Source organism: Acinetobacter sp. ESL0695 (assembly GCF_029392135.1).
GTDB classification, from domain to species: domain Bacteria; phylum Pseudomonadota; class Gammaproteobacteria; order Pseudomonadales; family Moraxellaceae; genus Acinetobacter; species Acinetobacter pollinis.
On record NZ_CP113932.1, the window covers coordinates 633607 to 655760 of the forward strand.

Here is a 22154-nt window from a genome sequence, read left to right on the forward strand (position 1 = left end):
CCTTAATTACTTTTTAGATGCTTCAATGAGTTCAATGAAGTGGTCAAACAATGGGGCACAGTCGTGTGGGCCAGGACTCGCTTCTGGATGGCCTTGGAAGCTAAATGCTGGTTTGTCTGTACGATGAATGCCTTGTAAAGTACCATCAAATAATGACTTATGCGTTGCCTTTAAATTTGCTGGTAATGTGTTTTCATCTACTGCGAAACCATGGTTCTGAGAAGTAATCATCACAGTTCCATTTTCAAGATTTTTCACAGGATGGTTTGCACCATGGTGACCGTGGTTCATTTTCACAGTTTGTGCACCAGATGCCAAAGCCAATAACTGATGACCCAAACAAATACCAAAAACAGGAATTTCAGTCGTTTCAATAATGGTTTTCACAGCTTTAATAGCATAGTCACATGCCGCTGGATCTCCAGGACCATTAGAAAGGAAAACACCATCTGGATTGAGTGCAAGCACTTGTTCTGCAGACGTTTGTGCAGGAACAACAGTCAGTTTGCACCCACGATCTGCCAACATGCGTAAGATATTTGTTTTTACACCATAATCATACGCAACAACATGAAACTTTGTTTCAGGTTGAGTAAAACCATTTTCTAATGTCCATGAACCTTCAGTCCATTCAAAACCTTTAGGATCACAGCATTCTTTTGCAAGGTCTAAGCCATTTAGACCACCAAAAGCACGTGCCTTTTCAATTGCTTCTTCAGCAGTAATATTTTCACCTGCAAGAATACAACCGTTTTGTGCACCTTTATCACGTAATATACGTGTCAATTTTCGAGTATCGATATCTGCAATAGCAACAATATTCTGTTGTTGTAAGTAATCTTCTAAAGATAGCTTTGCTCGGAAGTTGCTATGCAGTAATGGAAGATCTCGAATAATTAGACCATTTGCCCATACTTTGTGAATGCGGCCAGATTCAACATCTTCATCATTACAGCCTGTATTACCAATATGAGGATACGTAAGCGTTACAAGCTGTTGTGCATAGCTTGGATCAGTTAATATCTCTTGATAGCCAGTCATGGCTGTATTGAAAACGACTTCTCCAGTCGTAGATCCCGTTGCACCAATAGAAATACCAGTAAAAGTAGTTCCATCAGCAAGGGCTAAAATGGCGGGGGTGCTCAAGTCGAAGCTCCTGATTTTTAAGCTGTAAAAAAGCGAGGAAACCGGACTAAAATCGTCAAAATGACATATTTTAAAGTAGGCGACTCACTCGTAACTTAAAAACGTATTGTACGCATATCACTATAAAAAGTCTATGTAATTTATTCATGATACTTTATCTATTGTATAAAACATAAAATTTAAAAATATTTATAAAATGCTACATTTATAAAAATATATTAGTGATATGTTTAAACAAAATACATTGAATGGAAATATTTATAATGTCTATTGAAAATAATCATTCAAAATCAGAAGAGCGCAGTCATCTTGTTGCCTTTAAAGAAAAGTCTCAAAGTCTAAAAGAGGGGCTATTGAATCACTTGCACGAATTAAGAGAGGATTACACTCTCTCAGAAGATGATTTTATTGAGCTAAAAGAAATTGCAAAGATAGAGTTGAAAGAGTTAGAAGCTCAAATTGAAAGTATATCAAGAGAGATAAAAGAAGCATTGAATCATAAAGCATCCAAATAATTTGGATGCTTTATTGGGCTTAAAACTCGTGTAACCAGTCACGTTTATTATGAAAATCTGGTTCGGGACTACTATGCTGAATCGCATAATAAATCATCCCCTGAGTTGTTTTGAATATGGCATTTAAACCAATATAAATATCATTCAACTGAAGTTTATTTGTGTTTAAGAACTGTTGTAAATCGATAAGCGCATTTAGCCCGTAATGAGTTCGTTTTACCTCAATCACTTTAATATCTTCTGAAGTAACTGGAGGAATGCACTCAGGATAGCGATACTCTTCAAACTGATAAGATTGCCAAGACTCAGATGGAGATAAATTGATTTCTCTATAGAAGTCTTCATTTTTAACGCCAATAAACAGCTCAAAGCATGTGGCATTCCATAAGAAATCCTCTCTATTTGAGGTCTCTTTTTTTTCAGGCCAGTCAATGAGTTGCATAGGGTCTCTTACCCAGAAACCGATATTGAGTGTAGTGCCTTGTTCTTCAATCGCAGCGACTAAGTGAATCGCATCAAATCGTTTGAAGGGTTGTAATTCGTAACTTGCCATAAAAGCCTTAAGTTAAGCGAGGTGTGCGTAACGGACGAGATTAGACAACTTTTGGTTTTGTTGTGCAGATTTTTTGTAAAGAAGCACAATTTTACCAATTTTTTGAACAACAACAGATTGTGTTTTTTGTGCGAGTAGCTCAATAACTTCAGCACGTACTTCACGATCTTCACCAACTACTTTTACTTTAATTAGTTCGTGGTCGTTTAGAGCGCGAGTTGTTTCTTCAACGACATTTTCAGTTAAACCTTGTCCACCAATAATGACAACAGGAGAAAGTGAATGTCCAATTTGACGTAAGCGTTTGCTCTCTTGTGTAGATAAAGATGCCATGGGAAAACCTATATTGATGAAGCCTTACAGTATAACAAATGAAAGCTTAGAAAGTATAAGAAATGCAAAAACTTTCCTGTATTGAATAAAAATGATGCTTTTTGTGAAAAAAAGTATGCTAGATTGCATAGGTCAGATATATTGATATAAATCATTATTATTTAGCTATGTTATGTATTTTTATGCTTAGCTTTTCGCCATTGAGATAATATGGTGGCGGCTTTTATAAAAACGATTAACATGATTAAAAAAAACTTATTTATATATATGTAGTTCCATACTGCAAGAACCTTTTTTTTTGCGTACAATGTAATAATTGTTTTTTATGAATTTTGATGATTATGGCAACACGCATTACTAATCAGAAGCTATCTAAAAGCAGTCGTGCGTGGATGAGAGAGCATTTAGATGACCCTTTTGTAAAAAAGGCGCAAAAAGAAGGCTACCGTGCACGTGCAGCTTATAAGCTTTTGGAAATTCAAGAAAAATATAAAATTATTAAGCCAGGGATGACGGTTGTTGATCTGGGGGCTGCACCAGGTAGCTGGTCGCAAATCGCGGGAAAACTTGTTGGTTCTAATGGTTTAGTAATTGCATCTGATATTTTAGAAATGGATGCTTTGCCTGATGTTACTTTTTTACAAGGTGACTTCAGAGAAGAAGAAGTTTTTGAAAAATTGTTAAATATCTTAAATGGTCGACAAGTTGATGTTGTAATTTCAGATATGGCCCCCAATACATCAGGTAATAGGGCTGTAGATCAACCTCGTCAGATTTATTTGTGTGAACTTGCTCTAGATTTCTCACAAAAGGTTCTTGGCCCTAATGGACAGTTTGTTGTTAAAGTGTTCCAAGGGTCTGGATTTGACGAGTTTAGAAAACAGGTTGTTGATACATTTAATGTTTTAAAAACTGTGAAACCTGCGGCGTCTCGCGCAAGATCTAAAGAGGTTTTCCTCATTGGGCAACAGCGTAAAGCACGTTAGACTTGCCAATTTTATAAAAATTGTGCATGTTTACAGTTTAGGGTATTGAGTGCTGTCACTCACTTTCGTGAAAAGATCCTATCTGGAAAGATAGGTTCAAATTAGATTGATGATATGGGAATAAAGCTTTGAGCGATCTCTTCAAAAACGCAGTGTTATGGCTAGTGATACTCGGAGTGCTGATTTTAATCTTCAGCAACATCAGTGATCACAATAAACCATCGCAAATGAACTATTCAGAGTTTGTTGCTGCGGTAAATGCAGGCCAAATTAAGCAAGTCACCATTGATGGCGAGAAAATTACTGGCGAGAAAAAGAATGGTTCAGGTTTTGAAAGTATTCGCCCTGCGGTACAAGATCCTGAGCTTATGCCGAGTCTAATTAAAAACAGTGTTGTCGTTGAAGGAACAGCTCCTCAGCGTCAAGGCGTTTTGATGCAATTACTCATCGCAAGTTTCCCAGTGCTTTTAATCATATTACTATTCATGTTCTTTATGCGTAATATGGGCGGCGGTGCTGGTGGTAAAAGTGGCCCAATGAGTTTTGGTAAGTCGAAGGCAAAAATGCTTGCTGAAGACCAAATTAAAATTAACTTTAAAGACGTTGCAGGTTGTGATGAGGCAAAACAAGAAGTTGTAGAAATCGTTGACTTCTTAAAAGACCCATCTAAGTTTAAACGTCTTGGTGCGTCAATTCCTAAAGGGGTATTGATGGTTGGGCCTCCTGGTACAGGTAAGACCTTACTTGCTAAAGCGATTGCAGGCGAAGCAAAAGTACCTTTCTTTAGCATTTCTGGTTCTGATTTTGTCGAAATGTTCGTAGGTGTTGGTGCATCTCGTGTAAGAGATATGTTTGAACAAGCAAAAAGACATGCACCATGTATTATTTTCATCGATGAAATTGATGCAGTCGGTCGTCACCGTGGTTCTGGTACGGGCGGTGGACATGACGAGCGTGAGCAAACTTTAAACCAAATGCTTGTGGAAATGGATGGTTTTGAAGGCAATGAAGGTATTATCGTTATTGCTGCAACGAACCGTGCGGATGTCTTAGATAAAGCATTACTTCGTCCAGGTCGTTTTGACCGTCAAGTGATGGTTGGCTTACCAGATATTAATGGTCGCGAACAAATTCTAAATGTACATTTGAAAAAATTACCATCGGTAACAAGTGTAGATGTAAAAGTCCTTGCACGTGGTACACCTGGTTTTTCTGGCGCACAGCTTGCAAATCTTGTAAATGAAGCTGCTTTATTTGCAGCACGCCGTAATAAAAATACGGTAGATATGCATGATTTTGAAGATGCAAAAGATAAAATCTATATGGGGCCTGAGCGTAAATCTATGATTCTTCGTGAAGAAGAGCGTAGAGCAACGGCTTACCATGAAGCAGGACATGCGATCGTTGCAGAAGTTTTACCAGGTACCGATCCAGTGCATAAAGTAACAATTATGCCACGTGGTTGGGCACTTGGTGTAACTTGGCAGTTACCTGAGCAAGACCAAATTAGTCATTATAAAGATAAGATGCTGAATGAGTTATCTATCTTATTTGGTGGACGTATTGCTGAAGAAATTTTCATTAATCAGCAATCTACTGGAGCATCAAATGACTTTGAGCGTGCAACGAAAATGGCTCGCTCAATGGTTACTAAGTATGGTATGTCAGACAAAATGGGCGTCATGGTCTATGAAGACGATAACCAGCAGTCTTTCTTAGGTAGCATAGGTAGTCGTACAATTTCCGAAGCGACTCAGCAGCAAGTAGATGCTGAAGTGCGTCGTATTCTTGATGAGCAATATAAAGTTGCATGGGATATTCTTGAACAAAATAAAGATAAAGCTCATGTAATGGTTAAAGCACTGATGGATTGGGAAACAATTGATCGTGATCAAGTGTTAGATATTATGGAAGGTAAAGAACCTAGACCACCAAAGGTTTATGTTGCTGAGAATCCAGTATCTGATGAACCACCTAAAGATGGGCCATCGACACCACCACCATTACCTGCAATGAATTAAAGATAAGAGTCACTTCGGTGGCTCTTTTTTATGAGAAGTTGAGAGAATTATGCAGTTTGTATCTTTGCCAAAAAAACAGATCTTTTGTGGTAAGCGTATTTTAGATTTATCTGTTCCACACATCATGGGCATACTGAATGTAACACCTGACTCTTTTAGTGATGGAGGGCAGTTTACACAAACAGATCGTGCTATTAAGAAAGCCCTTCAAATGATGGCTCAAGGCGCGACAATTATTGACATTGGTGGTGAATCTACAAGACCAGGAGCATCTTCTGTTCAAATTGATGAAGAGCTAAATAGGGTTATTCCAGTGGTAAAAGCATTATCCTCTCATGAGGATGTAATTTTATCTATTGATACTAGTGAGCCTGAAGTCATTAAGCAGGCAGTAGAAGCAGGCGCACATATCTGGAATGATGTACGTGCCTTGACGCGGCCTTACGCATTACAAATGGCTGCAAAGCTTGATATTCCTGTTGTACTTATGCATATGCGAGGTGAGCCTACTACAATGAATCAGCTTGCACATTATGATGATGTCGTAAATGAGGTAATGGGTGAGCTTAAATCGAGAATTAAAGATGCAAAAGATATGGGAGTGCGTGATGAGAATATTATTATTGATCCGGGGTTTGGATTTGCCAAAGATTTAAACCACAATATGCTCTTATTAAATCAGCTATATCACTTACATGAATTGGGCTATCCAATTTTATCTGGGCTATCACGTAAAAGGTTTATAGGTGCAGTGACCGAGTGTGACAGTGCAGATAGGCGTACGATAGGGAGTGTTGTAGGGCATCTGTTTTCAATACAGCAAGGAGCAAGTATTGTGCGTGTGCATGATGTTGAGGAAACATCACAGGCAATTAAAATGTGGAATAGGCTCCAAGATGCCGCTGCATGTCGTAACCCTTGAACCCTAAAGTTCAAGGCGGACGCGACGCATACTTGCTGGGTTTCCCATTCAAGATGGGCATACACTCTAAATATGCAGAACGCAATCCTAAAGTGTTAGTATCGGCTCAGGGGAATCTGACCTGCTGGCGAACACCTCAGAGTGATTACTATTATAACGAATATCATCTGAGATGAATACCGTTTCACGTAGTGTTGTGTTAAGTTCCTTTTCAGTTGGTGACGATTTATGCGTTTATTGAAAAGGAGCTTGTTATTCTTTTTCTGTTTCTACAGATTGTAAAATAGTTTTAAGCAAATGTTCACATTGCTCGTATTGTTGTACCGATTTATTCAGTGACAGTACTTCTTGCATAAGCTCTAAAGCAACCATAATAACCAGTTTGTTATGTTCAATTCGAGGTGCTTTAGCACGAAATTCTTGGAAGCGTTGATTTAATAAATCGACAGCTTTTATTAAGGTGCCCTTTTCTTCCTCTGTAGTTGAAAGACGAAAGATTTGCTCGATAATGCGAAGTTCGACAACGATAGGTGTATTGGTCATTGGGCTTCCTCATTATGCTCAGATGGGTGAGCAAGCTTTTGAATTTCCTGTGTGTTTTTATCTTCATCAGTGCCAAGAATAGCAAGACGTGCAATAATAGCTTCTACTTTTAATTTTGCATGTTCATTTTTTTCAAGCAGTTGCACACGTTCTTCTTTAAGGTTGGCAATTTCTTGTTTTGCACTTGTTTGTTCATGGTGTAGCTTTTCTTTAAGAACGCGTAACTCATTTCGCTCTGCAAGAATCTCTTGAAAGCGACTTTTTAAATCGGTACAGCCCTTTTCTAAACGGCTATAGCGTTCAGCTAATGTTTTCGCATCTTGATTAAGTGCGTTATATTGATCCTGTAAATTATTTAAATTATTTGTTAGCGTATCAATTTTATCTTGTTTGCTACGCAGAGTTGTCGTTTGTTGAGTGGTGTGTTCATCATGATGTTTCTCCATCTCTTTTTTTTGCTGATGCAAAGAGGTATTTTCAGCCTCAAGATTTTTCAAACGCTCTTGAAAATTGGCAATATGCGTTTGAAGTCGCTTTAATTCTTCTAACATAACGTGGTCGCACAGTATTGCAAACAAAGGTAAGATATACGCAGTATAGACATTGGAAAAACGAATGCAAGATGATATTACTGGTTGGTCTGAATGGAACCGCCACTTTTCAAACATTGAAGAAATTTCAAGCCCAAGTGAGTTACATGGGTTGCTTACTGGTATCGTTTGTGTGACACAACCGCCTACCAGAGAAGAATGGGTACTTATCCTTTCGACTTTGAATGTGCCTGAATTAAACGATGAGAGTCTTGCTATTTTGACGGATGAAACCGAAGATGTGGCACATGCTCTTTCAGAGGATGAACTAGATTATTTGCCGATGCTGCCAGATGATCAACATTTATTGCGAGATCGCGTCCAAGCTTTGGCAGATTGGTGTGCGGGTGTTGTGCTAGGTTTTGGTTTAGCTTCTGGCCATATTCGTACAGATGAAAGAGAGTTGATTGGTCATCTTCAAGATGTTGCTGCGGTTCAGTTTGAAGATGAAGATGATGACGAAGAAGGTGAAGCAGGTTATCAAGAGTTATTTGAATTTGTACGTCTAATTCCTGTGAGTCTATCTATGGGACGTAAAAAAATTGCTGTAGTGGAAAGTTCTTTGCTTAAGCATGTTCATGAGCGTATTCAATCTGTGGGTGACTCACCAGAAGCGAATAATGTGGTAGAGATGTTTACCCCTCATCGTCCAAGTTAAAAAAAATACCTGTTAGATAATTTAAAAACTTAAAGGAGTAGGTATGTTGGAACTTACCCAAGCTGACTTTGAAGCACGACGTTTAAAATTGGCACATACTATAGGGCCAAATAGTATTGTAATCATTGGTACAAATCCGGTGTGTTATAGAAACAGCGATGTAGATTATAAATATCGTGCTGATAGTAGTTTTTATTATTTAACAGGTTTTCAAGAACCTGAAGCCATTGCAGTTATTGAAACTTCTGATACTTCAGGTGAGTATAAATATACGTTATTCTGTCGTGAACGTAATCTAGAAATGGAAATTTGGAACGGTTATCGTGCAGGGTTAGAAGGTGCAAAGACACTGTTTAATGCAGATGAGTCATATGTAATAGAGAGTTTCGAGGAAAAAATTGTAGATAAACTCTCTCATGCTGAAAAACTTTATTTTCGAGTAGGGCATGATTCTGATTTTGATGCGTATCTTGCAAATATTATTCAGAAAAATAATTTAACGTTAACTCCTCTACAGCTTGATTCAATTGTAGATGAGATGCGTTTAATTAAATCCGAAAAAGAAATTGCTTTAATGAGAAAAGCAGCAGAAATTAGTGCAATAGCGCACACCAAGGCAATGGAAAATGTGCGTATAGGAATGATGGAATATGAGTTAGAGGCTGAACTTCATTACATCTTTGGAAAAAATGGTTGTGTTCCAGCATATGGTAGTATTGTTGGTAGTGGTTCAAACGGATGTGTTTTACATTACGTTGAAAACAATAAAAAAATGGAAGATGGTCAATTGGTATTAATTGATGCGGGTTGCGAGTACGAATACTATGCATCAGATATTACTCGTACATTTCCTGTAAATGGAGTGTTTTCGAAGGAGCAACGCATTATTTATCAGTTGGTCTTAGATGCACAATTAGCTGCAATTGATGCAGTGCGTATCGGAAACTCTTACCGAAAGCCACACGATATTGTTGTAAGAATTTTGACTCAAGGTCTATTGGAATTGGGATTATTACAAGGCCACTTAGATGATTTAATTGCAGATGAGGAATATCGCCGTTTTTATATGCATGGTACAGGACATTGGTTAGGTCTAGATGTGCATGATGTTGGAGCCTATAAAACATCAGAAGGCTCAAGATGTTTTGAAAATGGTATGGTAATAACGATTGAACCAGGGGTTTATATTTCACCTACAGATAAAACAGTGCATGCTAAATGGCGTGGAATTGGTATTCGAATAGAAGATGACATTTTAGTGACTGCTCAGGGGCCACAAGTTTTAACGGAAAATGTGGTTAAAGAAATTGACGACATAGAATCGCTCATAAAATCTGCTGCTATTTAAATAGGAAATTATAATGCCACAAGTTGTAATCGTTGGTGGTGGAATGGTGGGGCTTAGTCTTTCACTTATGTTAGCTAAAGCCAATATTCGTGTAAAACTTCTTGAAGCAATTCAATACCCAGATTTGTCTGAATCAGAATTACATCACTATCATTCAAGTTTTGATGCACGCAATAGTGCATTGTCACGCCGTAGCGTAGAAATTTATAACAAACTTGGTTTGTGGGCACGTTTACAGGAGTATGCTACTCCGATTCGACAAGTACATATTACTGAAGAAGGTAGTTTTGGAAAGGCACGTCTATTGGCAGAGCAAGAGAATGTCGAAAACTTTGGACAAGTTATTGAAAATGCTTGGTTAGGTCGTGTACTTCTTTCAGAAGTAAAGAAAAATAATCTTATAGAGCTGATTGATGGCATAGAGGTTACTGCGCTTACACAAAATGAAAAGCAGGTAACTGTCCAAGCAAAAAGGAAACAAGAAAATATTCAAATCCAATCTCAGTTAGTTGTCGCAGCCGATGGTCGAGACTCTTTTTGTAGACAAGCACTAGGTGTGGATGCCAGTGTGCATGATTATGAGCAGGTTGCGATTGTAACGACTGTTCAAACGTCAAAACCTCATCACCATGTTGGATTTGAACGTTTTAGTGCGTTAGGGCCATTGGCGTTATTGCCTTTACCTGGTGAGAATCGTCGTTCAGTAGTATGGCCTGTAAAAAAGGGTACAGAGGAACAATGGTTGGGTAGTGAAAACGATCAAAAATTTTTAGATGCCTTACAACATACTTATGGTGGAAGAGCTGGAAAGTTTGAAAAAACAGGGAAAAGATTTTGTTATCCATTGTCACAAGTACTTTCACATAAACAAGCGATTGGTCGAGTTGTTCTAATGGGAAATGCTGCTCATACAATTCACCCTGTAGCAGGACAGGGATTTAATTTATGCTTACGTGACGCAGATGTGTTGGTACGTTTTTTATCTAATCATTTAAAAACATCTGAAGATATTGGTAACCAAGAACTACTTAAAGCTTATGAACAGGCTAGACTGATCGATCAGCAGCGTGTTATTAAATTTTGCGATACCGTCGTAAGAGGGTTTAGTCATCAAAATCCTGTATTGAAATTTGTAAGAAATACTGGATTAATTGCTTTTGATATTATACCTGGAATAAAACCCATCGTTGCAACTTATGCTATGGGACTAAAAGCATGATTAAACATAGTACGGTGATCGTCGGTGGTGGTTTGGTTGGCGGCTTAACTGCATTACTTCTTGCAAAAGAAAATATTGATGTTGCTGTCTTAGATGCAGCACCACTACTTGATGAGAATCAGGTTCTAGAAAAAATGAACTCTCGAGTACTCGCATTAAGCCAAGCAACCATTCATCTCTTAAAAATTGCGGGGGTATGGCCATATATTGCAAGGTATGAGCCTTATACTGCAATGCATGTGTGGAACAAAAATGGTTATGGTGAGGTAGATTTTGGTCAAGAAAGTTTAAAGCCACCTTCTGAAAATGAGTGGCTGGGTGTCATGGTTGAACCAAGCATCTTAAACTTAGCAATCCAAAAAACAATGTTAGCGAATGTAAAAAATTATCATACGCAAATACGAGTAAAACACTTAGCCCAAGAAATTGATGGTTGGCGTATTCAACTTTCAAATAATACATCTTTACATACAAAATTACTGATTGGAGCTGATGGTGCAAATTCTTTTGTACGCCAAGAAGCATTGATTGGAATGAAAGTTTTAGACTATAAACAATCAGCGATTGGCTGTGCAATTAAAACAAGAAAGCCTCATCATCATGTGGCACGTCAGATTTTTTTACCAACTGGGCCTCTAGCGTATTTGCCTTTGAAAAGTCCGACAGCAACAGAAAATGGTTACTGGCAGTCAATAGTATGGACTTTACCTACAGATGTATGTAACGAATATATGTCACTCGATAATCAATCTTTTATAGAAAAGTTATCACAAGAAAGTTTATATATGCTTGAAGGGGTTACAGAGGTAGAAAATCGTGCATCTTTTCCTCTTAAAGCTCGTTCGGCAGAAAAATATGTACAAGCTGGTCTTGCATTAATTGGTGATGCTGCGCATGTCATTCATCCATTGGCGGGTCAGGGAGTGAATATTGGTTGTTTAGATGCTGCAATGCTTGGCCATATTCTATTGGAAGATTTAGAGCGAAGTGGTGTTTGGGCAAATATTCAAACCTTACGGAAATATGAAAGTTTACGCCGTCACCAAAATGAAGCCATGATGCATGGTATGTCTATTATGGGGTGGCTACAAGCTTCTCAATCTTCATCATTAATTTGGGCAAGAAGTTTTGGACAAAGAGTGGTGATGAAGTTCCCAAAATTGAAAGGATTCTTTTTAGATCAGGCAAATGGGATGCATTTACTGCAACGCACTAGATATCACAATTAGATATGTATTATTTGTATTAAAAAAAGCAAAATATACAAATAATAGTCTTGCTATTTTTTAAAAGATTGCTAAATTTCGTAGTTGTCACTCGTCGAGTGATCTTCATGTAAATGAGATAGGGAATTTATCATGGTTGATGATACTAATTATGATGAATCAGAAGATTCTGTTGTGGATGATGATGAGGCTCGAGCTGCTGAAAATGGTGCAGTAAACGATGCGGAGTCTAGTAAAAATTTATCTGATATTGCAGAAGCAGAAAGTCTGACAGTAACAGCAAAACATAAAAAGCGTTCTGCATTAGAAGATGAGATTGCAGCATTCTTAGCAAAAGGTGGGAGAATTACAGAAGTTCCACCAGATGAGCATGCTGAATAGTGAGGAAAGGAAGAAAATTTATCCTTCTGCCATATTTACAGTGTATAATGTGGACAGGAGAATTATATTAAATAATGAAGCTTAGGATATATGTTTTAAAAACATAGGTTTGTGTTAACTGTGTATAAAGCCAAGAGGACTTTTTTAACTTTTTATATTATTGTTATTAAAAGTTTAATTTTTTAAGAAGCTCTTGTATTATATCTGTTCATTAGTTAAAAACTACTGGGGTACAAAATATCTCGGTAAAATTAAACAAAAACTTTAGGCTGAGCTTAAAAAAAACAATTGTTATCTCTGGAGGATATCCATGAAATTGAGTCGTATTGCTCTTGCTACAGTACTTGCAGCTTCTCCATTTGTTGTTGCAAATGCGGGCGTAACTGTAACTCCACTATTATTAGGCTACACTTTCCAAGACAGCACACATAATAATGGTACACAAAACTTAAATGATAGTGCACAACACTTAACAACTAGCCCTGAATTACAAAATGATATGGCTGTTGGTGCTGCATTAGGTATTGAGTTAACACCATGGTTAGGTTTTGAAGCTGAATACTTGCAAGTTAAAGGCGATGTACATGGTGTAGCTAACTCAAATAAACAAATTAGTGTTGATCAAGGCGCACAGTACAAACAACGCCAAATTAACGGTAATTTTTATGCAACTTCTGACCTAATTACTAAAAACTACGACAGCAAAATTAAGCCGTACGTACTATTAGGTGGTGGTTACTACAAGTATGATTTTGATGGTGTTGGTCGTCAACTTTATCAAAACCGTGAAGGCGGTTTAGTTAACGTTGGTACAGGTATCTTCTGGCGCTTAAATGATGCATTGTCTCTTCGTACAGAAGCTCGTGCAACATATAACGTAAATGCTGATTTCTGGAACTACACAGCACTTGCTGGTTTAAATGTTGTGATTGGCGGACACTTGAAGCCTGCTGCTCCTGTAGTTGACGTTCAACCAGTTGCGCCAGCACCTGCGCCTGCGCCAGCACCAGTTGTTGAACAGCCACAACCACAACCACAAGAGTTGACTGAAGATCTAAACATGGAACTTCGCGTATTCTTCGATACGAACAAGTCAAACATCAAACCGCAATACCGTCCAGAAATTGCTAAAGTTGCTGATGCGTTAAATCAGTATCCAAATGCAACTGCACGTATTGATGGTCATACAGACAACACAGGTCCACGTAAGTTAAACGAACGTTTATCTTTAGCACGTGCTAACTCTGTGAAAGCTGCTCTTGTAAACCAATACAACATTGATGCATCTCGTTTAACAACTCAAGGTTTTGCGTGGGATCAACCAATTGCTGACAACAGCACTAAAGAAGGTCGTGCAATGAACCGTCGTGTATTCGCTACGATTACTGGTAGCCGTACAGTACTTGCTCAACCAAAAGCACAACAACAATAATAATTCTTTATTATTGCTGATGAAAAATGGCTCTAGATGAGCCATTTTTTTATTTACATATTTTTACGTATTGTTGATCATTGTAAAATAAAAGAAGCAAATTTTTGTTATATTAGAATTACTAAAGCGAAAACATATAATTAATTAGGAGATAACAATGGGTCTATTTGACTTTGTAAAAGGTATTGGTAAAAAACTTGAGGGAAAAACAGAGCAAGAACAACAGCCTCAACAAACACAAGCTGCTGAACCGACAGCTCAGGAAGTAGCGAACCAACTTTTAAATCATATTCAAAGCTTGGGTCTCGGCATTACTGGTCTCTCTGTAACTTATAATAGCGATACAGATACGGCTGTAATTAAAGGACAAGCACATACACAAGCAGATAAAGAAAAAGTAGTACTGGCTGCTGGTAACGTAGAGCATGTTGCTCAAGTCGATGACCAAATGACTGTAGAAGAAACAGCGACAGATGCTTCACAACCAGAAAGTCAATTCTATACAGTACAATCTGGAGATACACTTTCTAAGATTTCGAAAGAAGTATATGGTGATGCAAACCAATACAATAAAATCTTTGAGGCAAACCAACCTTTACTTAAAGATGTAAACTCAATTTTCCCAGGACAAGTATTGCGTATTCCACAATAATTAAATGTTCTGAAATAAAAAAACCTGACGGTTCCGTCAGGTTTTTTTCTCCTAAAGTATTCATACTATTTAAATTCCGATATTTCTTAGTTGTTTCTTCATATCTTTCCGATCTCTACGATGCTGAGACTTTGGTTTTTCAGACTCATGCATTCCACCTTTATGTAGCAGAGGGGAGAGTGCAACATGGTTACGTGTCTTTATTTTAGATGTTTCTTTAAGTTTCATAGGTTTATCCTTTAATACACATGACTTGCTTTAATGTATGTACAACTTCAATTAAATCAGCTTGGTTTGCCATAACTTCATCAATATTTTTATAGGCTGATGGAATCTCATCTATAACTTCTTTATCTTTTCTGCATTCTATTCCCTCCGTTTGCTGAATTAAATCTTGCTGTGAAAATTGTCTTTTGGCTTTGCTACGACTCATTTTACGTCCTGCACCATGTGAGCAGGAGCAAAATGACTCATTATTTCCTTTCCCTTTTACAATGAAAGACTTCGCGCCCATAGAGCCAGGAATAATGCCATATTCTCCCAGTCCTGCACGTATTGCACCTTTACGTGTAACGAACACGTCCTCTCCAAAGTGATGCTCCTTTTGTACATAGTTGTGATGACAGTTAATTGCTTCTTTAGTCATCTGAAATTTAGGAAGTAGAGGACGAATAGCTTCTAGAATTAGGTTCATCATTTGACGACGATTTTCATAAGCATATTCTTGCGCCCATTCAACAGCTTCTACATAGTCATCGAAGCTGTTTGAACCCTCTGCGAAGTAAGAAAGATCCTTGTCGGGTACATGCCCAAATCGATGTTGTGCCTCTTTCTTTGCACGTTCAATAAAGTAGGTTCCAATAACATTACCTAAACCTCGACTTCCTGAATGAAGCATGATCCATACGTCTTGGTTTTCATCGATACATAACTCAATAAAATGATTGCCACCACCCAATGTTCCAAGCTGTTTCATCCATGTAATGTCAAAGTGGCGTAACATTCTTTTTAGAGCTGGATGTTTGAGTGTAATTTGGTTTAATCGTTTTTCGAGTGGATTTACTGTAGATGCTTTTGCACGAACCTGTTTGTGCATTGCAAAGCCAACAGGTACCTTACGTTCAATTGCATGACGTAATGTAGCTAAATTATCAGGCAGTTGATTTGACTTTAAATTTAATCGTAACGCATTCATACCACAGCCAATATCTACCCCTACAGTTGCAGGAATAATCGCATTTTTAGTGGGGACAACACTTCCTACGGTTGCTCCTTTTCCTACGTGTACGTCTGGCATTACCGCAATATGCGAATGTATAAATTGCAACTGAGACATTTTATCAAGTTGATCTAGGCTATCTTGATCTATATCAGTTGTGTAAATTTTAATAGGAACGCCAAATTTGGCATTTTCATTTAATGTAAGCTGTATGCTCATATCATATTTCTCGATGTATTTTTTGTTTTGTCCAAACAAAAAGACCTAGCGAATGCTAGGTCTTTAAAGCACTCGGACAAGTTGATATGACACTTGTCCGTGAGCTGACATCGTGCCAAGATTTAAAGTTTTAGTAATAATGGCATGATGTCCTCCTTTAATTGGGTGAAATAAGAAATTTTCCGCATTTTAACGTAGAAAATTAAAAAATCAATCTTTTTTTAGCGGTTTTACATCCATTTTGTCGTAAGGAATCAATTTAGTTTTATACTTTATTTTGTATGTTAACCAAATGATAAGAAAGACGGGAATGGTAATGTAAGTAGAAATAATACCTTTCCAATCAACATGATCGCCCATAAATGCTTGGTAGTTTTGGCCTAAAGTAATGAATAAGCAGAGTGCAAACGCAAATAACGGACCAAAAGGAAAAAGTTTTGCACGATAGGTGAGATCTTCAAGTTTATAACCTTGTGCAATATAACCTTTACGGAATCGATAATGTGATACTGCTATACCCAACCAAACAATAAAACCGCACATTCCTGACATGTTCAGTAGCCAAAAATAAACATCTTTTTCACTCACAAAATAGGTAAGTAAGCAAAAAGCAGCAATAATAGTGGTCGCATATAATGCATTCATGGGTACGCCACGGTGATCAAGCTTTGCAAATATTTTGGGTGCGCTTCCTTCTTTCGCCATATTCCAAAGCATACGTGTTGAAGAATACATACCTGAATTACCTGCAGAAAGTACTGCAGTAAGAATAACCGCATTCATCAAGCCTGCTGCAAAAGCAAGTCCTGCCTTTTCATAAAGGAGTGTAAATGGTGAAACAGAAACGTCGTTATTATTTGCTGCTTGTATAAGTAATGGATCATCGTAATGAATGAGTGTGCCAATAATGAAAATACAAAGGATATAAAACAACAAGATACGCCAAAAAATTTGCTTAATGGCTAATGGGATATTCTTCTCAGGTGATTCAGATTCTCCAGCGGCAACTCCGACCATTTCCGTACCTTGGAAGGAAAATCCTGCAATCATTGCAACTCCAATCATGGCCTGCAAGCCACCGACAAATGGAGCATCTTTATAGTGCCAGTTTGCAAATACTGCGTTTGGTTCGCTTGCCATAATCTTAAAGATCATAAAAATACCGAGACCAATAAATGCAACAATTGCAATGACTTTAATGAGAGAGAAAACAAATTCGCTTTCACCGAAGCCTTTTACAGACATTGCATTAATTGCAAAAATAATGCTGAGAAAAGCAAGACTCCACCAAAAACCAGGAATATCTGGGAACCAAAATTTCATAATAAATTGAACTGCAACCAGTTCAAATGCAACTGTAATTGCCCAGTTGTACCAATAGTTCCAACCTAATGCGAAACCAAAACTATTTTCTACATACTTATTGCCATAGGTAAAGAAAGCTCCTGTGGTTGGGTTATGTGTTGCAAGTTCACCAAGACTTGTCATGAGGAAATAAATCATGACACCAATTACTGCATAGGCAAGCAATGCACCACCTGGCCCAGCACTGGCAATGGTTGAGCCTGAAGCAAGGAATAGGCCTGTACCAATACAGCCACCAATTGCAATCATATTTAGATGACGTGCACCAAGCTTACGTTGTAAATTCGCAGGTTGATTTTGTTCGCTCATCTAAATTCCTTTGTTTTAAAATTTTGCATTGTTGGCATATAACACCTTAAAACCTTGTTGATCAGCTTTGACGGTACATGTACCGACATATTTTTCAATGAGTGTTGAATAGTTTAAAAAACGATTGGCAACGATCCAGAGCTCACCTTGTGTTTTTAAATGCTTTTTCGCTTGTCGGCAAAGTCCCTCACTTGCATCATAGTTAGTATGTATACCCTGATGAAAAGGGGGATTACTGACGATCGCATCTAAATCAGATGGTGCATCTTCAATACCAGTCACAGCATGTGTGTAGAACTGGTTGGGAGGGATGTTGTTACGTTCAAAAGTAATTTTGGTGGAGGCAAGTGCGAATGCATCGACATCGAGTGCATGTACAATATTATTTGGGCTTAGCTTTGCTAAATAGCAACTAATGACCCCTGCGCCACAGCCAAAGTCGGCAAGTGTACCTGATTTTACCTGCTCTAAATAGGGGAGAAGTACTGCTGTACCAACATCTAAATGATTTTGGCTAAATACACCTGGTAGGCTATAAATAGTCATATCAATATGATGATTAGCAATATGATACTGTTGAAGCCAGTCGGTCAGTGGTTTAATTGGTACTATTTTTTCAAGCGTTGTTTGCCAAAACTGACAATGCCTTGCACTATCTAATTTTTTTGTTTCTCCATACGCTTTTAATTGTTTTGCAGCACGTTCCACACCACCTTTTTTTTCACCAACTAAAAAGATTTGTGACTTTTTTGGCAAATGACTGGCGACTTGGTAGAGTATGTAGTTCAGTAATTCTTTAGACTTCGGCACATAAATAACGACTTGGTCGTATACCTGTTGTGGAAAGCTTACATCGAAATAACTGGTGTAACCATTTTTAATTTGAGCTTGATGGTCTGCATAATTCCACGTCCAAATTGAACTTTCGATTGATGTATCAAGCGTAGACAGTAATTGATCATTAGGTGCATGAATAAATAACACTTTACCTTTCAAATAATTTACTTGTCTTAAGATAACCTCACTTCTTGGATCCATAAACTTCTCATTACTTACAGGCAATTGCCCAGAAATACTGGGCATGAAACTTTACTCTTTGTTGTCTGGCAATACTACATTTAATATAAGAGCTGTAATACCGCCAGTTGCGACGCCAGAGCTAAATATATTGCGCAATAAATCAGGCATGTGTTTAAGAAAATCTGGCACTTGTGCGATGCCTAGACCAAGAGCAAGAGAGATTGCAATAATTAAAAGTGCGCGTCTATCTAATTTTATTCCTGCAAGAATGTTAATACCAGAGGCTGCAACTGCACCAAACATAACCATGACAGCGCCCCCTAATACTGCTTGAGGAACAGCTTGAATAATTCCTGCAATTTTAGGAAATAATCCCAATAAAACTAATAATCCTGCGATCCATAAACCAACGTAACGGCTTGCAACCCCTGTAAGCTGAATAACACCATTATTTTGTGCAAATACAGAGCTTGGAAAAGTATTAAATATACCTGCTAAGAAGGAATTTGCTCCATTGACCAAAACACCTCCTTTAATACGTTGCATCCAAATTGGGCCAGTGACAGGTTGATGGGAAACTTTACTTGTTGCAGTAATATCACCAATTGCTTCGAGTGAAGTAACTAAATAAATAAAAGCTAGTGGTATAAATAGTGACCAATCAAACGCAATGCCAAAATGAAGAGGTGTTGGAATTTGGAAAGCTGGTGCAGTATTGAATGCAGAAAAATCTAGATGTCCCATCATGCCTGCGAGAACATAGCCTATGACTAAAGCAAGTAGTATTGCTGAACTTTTAATCCAAACAATAGGAATACGATTTAAAATAATAATAATTGCTAGAACTGTGCAAGACATTGTTAGATTGTCTGCATTGGCAAAACTTCCATCAGCCATAGCACCATAACCACCTCCCATACTAATGAGTCCTTCTTTAATGAGGGTGAGCCCAATAAGTAAGACGACAATGCCTGTCACAAGTGGTGTAATCAGCTTTTTTACCCAAGGTAAAATGCGAGACACGCCCATTTCAATGAATGCGCCGGCAATAACGACACCGAAAATAGCAGCCATAACATGTTGATAAGGCGTACCATTTGCAATCATTAAGCTACCAATTGCCATAATTGGACCAATGAAATTGAAACTTGTACCTTGTACAATAAGTAGCCCTGCACCTAAAGGTCCAACGCGCTTGCATTGTAAAAAAGTAGCAATTCCAGAAATGATCAGAGACATTGAAAGAATCATAGTGGTTTCATGCGCGGGTACTTTTAATGCGCCACAAATGAGAATCCCTGGTGTTAAAATAGGAACTAAAATTGCTAATAAATGTTGCAATGCTGCGAAAAGTGCAGTCGAAGACTTTGGTCGATCTTCTAACTGAAGAATTAGCTCAGATGAATTATCTTTGCTCGAAGATAGTGGGTCTGACATAAAAGTATGGTATAAATAGAGATGTCACTATTCTAATCGACTTACATGTCTTTACAAAATAAAACATGTTACTGCATTTAAAAAAATGCACTTGTCAATTAGATGTCACTACTAAATAGTAGAGTTTTTTTGTATAATTTGCCCTCAAATTTTAGGCGTATCGAAATTCATGTCATTAGATATTAAAAATCTCCGCAATATCGCAATTATTGCGCACGTTGACCACGGTAAAACAACGTTAGTCGATAAACTTTTACAACAATCTGGCGCACTCGGCGAACGTGCTGGCGAGATTGAGCGTGTCATGGACTCGAATGCGCTAGAAAGTGAACGTGGTATTACCATTCTTGCAAAGAATACTGCGATTACTTGGTTAGATAAACGTACGGATACAACTTACCGCATTAATATTGTGGACACCCCAGGACACGCGGACTTCGGTGGAGAAGTTGAACGTGTAATGTCTATGGTTGACTGTGTATTACTTTTAGTTGATTCACAAGATGGCCCAATGCCACAAACACGCTTTGTAACTTCAAAAGCGTTTGCTCGTGGTCTAAAACCAATTGTTGTTTTAAACAAAGTTGACCGTCCAGGTGCACGTCCTGATTGGGTAATGGATCAAGTATTTGATTTATTTGATAACTTAGGCGCAACTGATGAACAGCTTGATTTCCCAGTTGTTTATGCTTCTGGTCTAAACGGTATTGCTGGTCGTGAAGTAGATAACTTAGCGCCAGACATGACACCATTGTTTGAGACAATCGTAGACATCGTTGAACCACCTAAAGTAGACGCAGATGGTCCATTCCAAATGCAAATTTCATCACTAGACTATAATAGTTTTGTGGGTGTTATTGGTATTGGTCGTATTCAACGTGGTTCTGTTAAGTTAAACACGCCAGTAACTGTAGTTGATAAAGAAGGTAAGACACGTAACGGTCGTATCTTAAAAATTATGGGTTATCACGGTCTTGATCGTGTAGATGTTGAATCTGCTGGTGCAGGTGACATTGTATGTATTACGGGTATCGATGCACTTAACATTTCTGACACAATTTGTGATCCGAAAAACGTTGAAGCATTACCGCCATTGTCTGTAGATGAGCCTACAGTATCGATGACGTTCCAAGTGAATAACTCTCCATTTGCTGGTCGTGAAGGTAAATTTGTAACGTCGCGTAATATTCGTGAGCGTCTAGATCGTGAGTTAATTCATAACGTTGCACTACGTGTAGAAGATACAGACAGTCCAGACCGTTTCAAAGTTTCTGGTCGTGGTGAGCTTCACTTATCTGTATTAATTGAAAACATGCGCCGTGAAGGTTTCGAGATGGGTGTATCTCGTCCTGAAGTAATCATGAAAGAGATTGATGGCGAACTTCAAGAACCATATGAAAACGTAACTTTTGATGTTGAAGAACAACATCAAGGTGCGATCATGGAGCAGATGGGTAACCGTAAAGGTGAAATGACTAATATGGAACTCGACGGTAAAGGTCGTATCCGTATTGAAGCAACTGTACCGTCTCGTGGTTTAATCGGTTTCCGTTCAGAGTTCTTAACCATTACTTCTGGTTCGGGAATTATGACATCAAGCTTCTCTCACTATGGTAAAGCGAAGCAAGGTGCTGTTGCACAACGTCAAAATGGTGTACTTATCTCTATGGTAAATGGTACATGTTTAGCGTTTGCTTTATTCACTTTACAAGACCGTGGTCGTCTTTTTGCAGAGCCACAGTTAGAAGTGTATGAAGGGATGATCGTGGGTATTAATGCGCGTTCTGACGATATGACAGTGAATCCAACGAAAGCAAAACAGTTAACAAACATGCGTGCATCTGGTACAGATGAAGCATTAACATTAACGCCTGCTATTCGTATGACATTAGAGCAAGCACTAGAATTCATTCAAGATGATGAACTTGTAGAAGTAACGCCTAAGTCTATTCGTGTACGTAAAAAATTCTTAACAGAGAATGAGCGTAAACGTAACCGCGCGAAGTAATTCGATAAGGTTTAAAAAGAGCTACTCTTAACGAGTGGCTCTTTTGTTTGAA

Annotated in this window: 21 protein-coding genes, 1 other RNA gene and 1 pseudogene; 12 read left to right on the top strand and 11 right to left on the bottom strand. The window is 38.1% G+C overall.

Annotation, left to right across the window (positions count from 1 at the left end):
• Nucleotides 1-6: 6 nt before the first annotated feature.
• The gene (gene carA / locus OZX61_RS02990) at nucleotides 7-1146 is read right to left on the bottom strand and encodes a glutamine-hydrolyzing carbamoyl-phosphate synthase small subunit (protein ID WP_195770653.1); all 1140 of its coding nucleotides are present in this window, start codon (nucleotides 1144-1146) and stop codon (nucleotides 7-9) included.
• Between the two features lie 263 nt (nucleotides 1147-1409).
• Here carA and OZX61_RS02995 point away from each other — a divergent pair, with 263 nt between their 5' ends.
• Nucleotides 1410-1661, top strand: coding sequence for a hypothetical protein (locus OZX61_RS02995; RefSeq protein ID WP_277095273.1), 252 nt, complete (start codon nucleotides 1410-1412; stop codon nucleotides 1659-1661).
• A gap of 19 nt (nucleotides 1662-1680) precedes the next feature.
• Here the strand turns inward: OZX61_RS02995 and OZX61_RS03000 are convergent, their stop codons facing one another.
• Both OZX61_RS03000 and yhbY read right to left on the bottom strand, forming a co-directional pair.
• Entirely contained in the window at nucleotides 1681-2214 is a 534-nt protein-coding gene (locus tag OZX61_RS03000; protein WP_277095274.1) for a DOMON-like domain-containing protein, read from the bottom strand.
• A gap of 12 nt (nucleotides 2215-2226) precedes the next feature.
• Nucleotides 2227-2547 (bottom strand): ribosome assembly RNA-binding protein YhbY, encoded by a 321-nt coding sequence (gene yhbY / locus OZX61_RS03005; protein ID WP_277095275.1) that lies wholly within the window; start codon nucleotides 2545-2547, stop codon nucleotides 2227-2229.
• Nucleotides 2548-2888: 341 nt separating this feature from the next.
• Between yhbY and rlmE the strand changes: the two genes are divergently transcribed.
• The 3 genes and pseudogenes from rlmE to folP all read left to right on the top strand — a co-directional run.
• Entirely contained in the window at nucleotides 2889-3533 is a 645-nt protein-coding gene (gene rlmE, locus OZX61_RS03010; RefSeq protein WP_195770649.1) for a 23S rRNA (uridine(2552)-2'-O)-methyltransferase RlmE, read from the top strand.
• Between the two features lie 128 nt (nucleotides 3534-3661).
• Nucleotides 3662-5554, top strand: coding sequence for an ATP-dependent zinc metalloprotease FtsH (ftsH, locus tag OZX61_RS03015; protein ID WP_195770648.1), 1893 nt, complete (start codon nucleotides 3662-3664; stop codon nucleotides 5552-5554).
• A 49-nt stretch (nucleotides 5555-5603) separates the two neighbouring features.
• Nucleotides 5604-6446, top strand: a pseudogene (folP, locus tag OZX61_RS03020) (dihydropteroate synthase); the annotation flags it as partial.
• Here the strand turns inward: folP and ssrS are convergent.
• From ssrS to OZX61_RS03035, 3 genes are all read right to left on the bottom strand, one after another.
• Nucleotides 6439-6622, bottom strand: a non-coding RNA gene (gene ssrS / locus OZX61_RS03025) — 6S RNA. The pseudogene folP and the gene ssrS sit on opposite strands and share 8 nt — an antisense overlap.
• 106 nt (nucleotides 6623-6728) lie before the next feature.
• Nucleotides 6729-7019: a cell division protein ZapA gene (locus tag OZX61_RS03030; RefSeq protein WP_195770647.1), complete on the bottom strand. Its 291-nt coding sequence runs from the start codon at nucleotides 7017-7019 to the stop codon at nucleotides 6729-6731.
• Entirely contained in the window at nucleotides 7016-7570 is a 555-nt protein-coding gene (locus tag OZX61_RS03035; RefSeq protein WP_195770646.1) for a hypothetical protein, read from the bottom strand. The genes OZX61_RS03030 and OZX61_RS03035 overlap by 4 nt, the downstream gene beginning before the upstream one ends.
• Before the next feature lie 64 nt (nucleotides 7571-7634).
• On the opposite strand from OZX61_RS03035, the gene OZX61_RS03040 reads away from it, so the two are divergent.
• From OZX61_RS03040 to lysM, 7 genes are all read left to right on the top strand, one after another.
• Nucleotides 7635-8267, top strand: coding sequence for a UPF0149 family protein (locus OZX61_RS03040; RefSeq protein ID WP_195770645.1), 633 nt, complete (start codon nucleotides 7635-7637; stop codon nucleotides 8265-8267).
• Between the two features lie 46 nt (nucleotides 8268-8313).
• A complete protein-coding gene (locus OZX61_RS03045) occupies nucleotides 8314-9615 on the top strand; it encodes an aminopeptidase P N-terminal domain-containing protein (protein ID WP_277095619.1) in 1302 nt (433 codons plus the stop codon).
• 10 nt (nucleotides 9616-9625) lie between these two features.
• The gene (ubiH, locus tag OZX61_RS03050; protein ID WP_277095620.1) at nucleotides 9626-10834 is read left to right on the top strand and encodes a 2-octaprenyl-6-methoxyphenyl hydroxylase; all 1209 of its coding nucleotides are present in this window, start codon (nucleotides 9626-9628) and stop codon (nucleotides 10832-10834) included.
• Complete coding sequence (locus OZX61_RS03055; RefSeq protein WP_277095277.1) at nucleotides 10831-12063, top strand: FAD-dependent monooxygenase; 1233 nt, start codon at nucleotides 10831-10833, stop codon at nucleotides 12061-12063. Before ubiH ends, OZX61_RS03055 begins: the two co-directional genes overlap by 4 nt.
• Before the next feature lie 129 nt (nucleotides 12064-12192).
• Nucleotides 12193-12441, top strand: coding sequence for a hypothetical protein (locus tag OZX61_RS03060; protein ID WP_195770643.1), 249 nt, complete (start codon nucleotides 12193-12195; stop codon nucleotides 12439-12441).
• 310 nt (nucleotides 12442-12751) lie between these two features.
• A complete protein-coding gene (gene omp38 / locus OZX61_RS03065; protein WP_277095278.1) occupies nucleotides 12752-13873 on the top strand; it encodes an outer membrane protein Omp38 in 1122 nt (373 codons plus the stop codon).
• A gap of 157 nt (nucleotides 13874-14030) precedes the next feature.
• Nucleotides 14031-14525, top strand: coding sequence for a peptidoglycan-binding protein LysM (gene lysM / locus OZX61_RS03070; protein ID WP_195770641.1), 495 nt, complete (start codon nucleotides 14031-14033; stop codon nucleotides 14523-14525).
• Nucleotides 14526-14594: 69 nt separating this feature from the next.
• On the opposite strand, the gene OZX61_RS03075 is transcribed toward lysM, so the two are convergent.
• From OZX61_RS03075 to OZX61_RS03095, 5 genes are all read right to left on the bottom strand, one after another.
• Nucleotides 14595-14753, bottom strand: coding sequence for a hypothetical protein (locus OZX61_RS03075; RefSeq protein WP_277095279.1), 159 nt, complete (start codon nucleotides 14751-14753; stop codon nucleotides 14595-14597).
• 4 nt (nucleotides 14754-14757) lie between these two features.
• Nucleotides 14758-15963, bottom strand: coding sequence for an RtcB family protein (locus OZX61_RS03080; protein WP_277095280.1), 1206 nt, complete (start codon nucleotides 15961-15963; stop codon nucleotides 14758-14760).
• A 210-nt stretch (nucleotides 15964-16173) separates the two neighbouring features.
• Nucleotides 16174-17637, bottom strand: coding sequence for an amino acid permease (locus tag OZX61_RS03085; RefSeq protein ID WP_195770638.1), 1464 nt, complete (start codon nucleotides 17635-17637; stop codon nucleotides 16174-16176).
• Nucleotides 17638-17652: 15 nt separating this feature from the next.
• Nucleotides 17653-18675, bottom strand: a complete 1023-nt coding sequence (locus OZX61_RS03090; RefSeq protein ID WP_277095621.1) for a class I SAM-dependent methyltransferase — start codon at nucleotides 18673-18675, stop codon at nucleotides 17653-17655.
• 51 nt (nucleotides 18676-18726) lie between these two features.
• Nucleotides 18727-20094 (bottom strand): nucleobase:cation symporter-2 family protein, encoded by a 1368-nt coding sequence (locus tag OZX61_RS03095; RefSeq protein ID WP_195770637.1) that lies wholly within the window; start codon nucleotides 20092-20094, stop codon nucleotides 18727-18729.
• A gap of 169 nt (nucleotides 20095-20263) precedes the next feature.
• On the opposite strand from OZX61_RS03095, the gene typA reads away from it, so the two are divergent.
• Nucleotides 20264-22102, top strand: coding sequence for a translational GTPase TypA (typA, locus tag OZX61_RS03100; RefSeq protein WP_195770636.1), 1839 nt, complete (start codon nucleotides 20264-20266; stop codon nucleotides 22100-22102).
• Nucleotides 22103-22154: the final 52 nt, after the last annotated feature.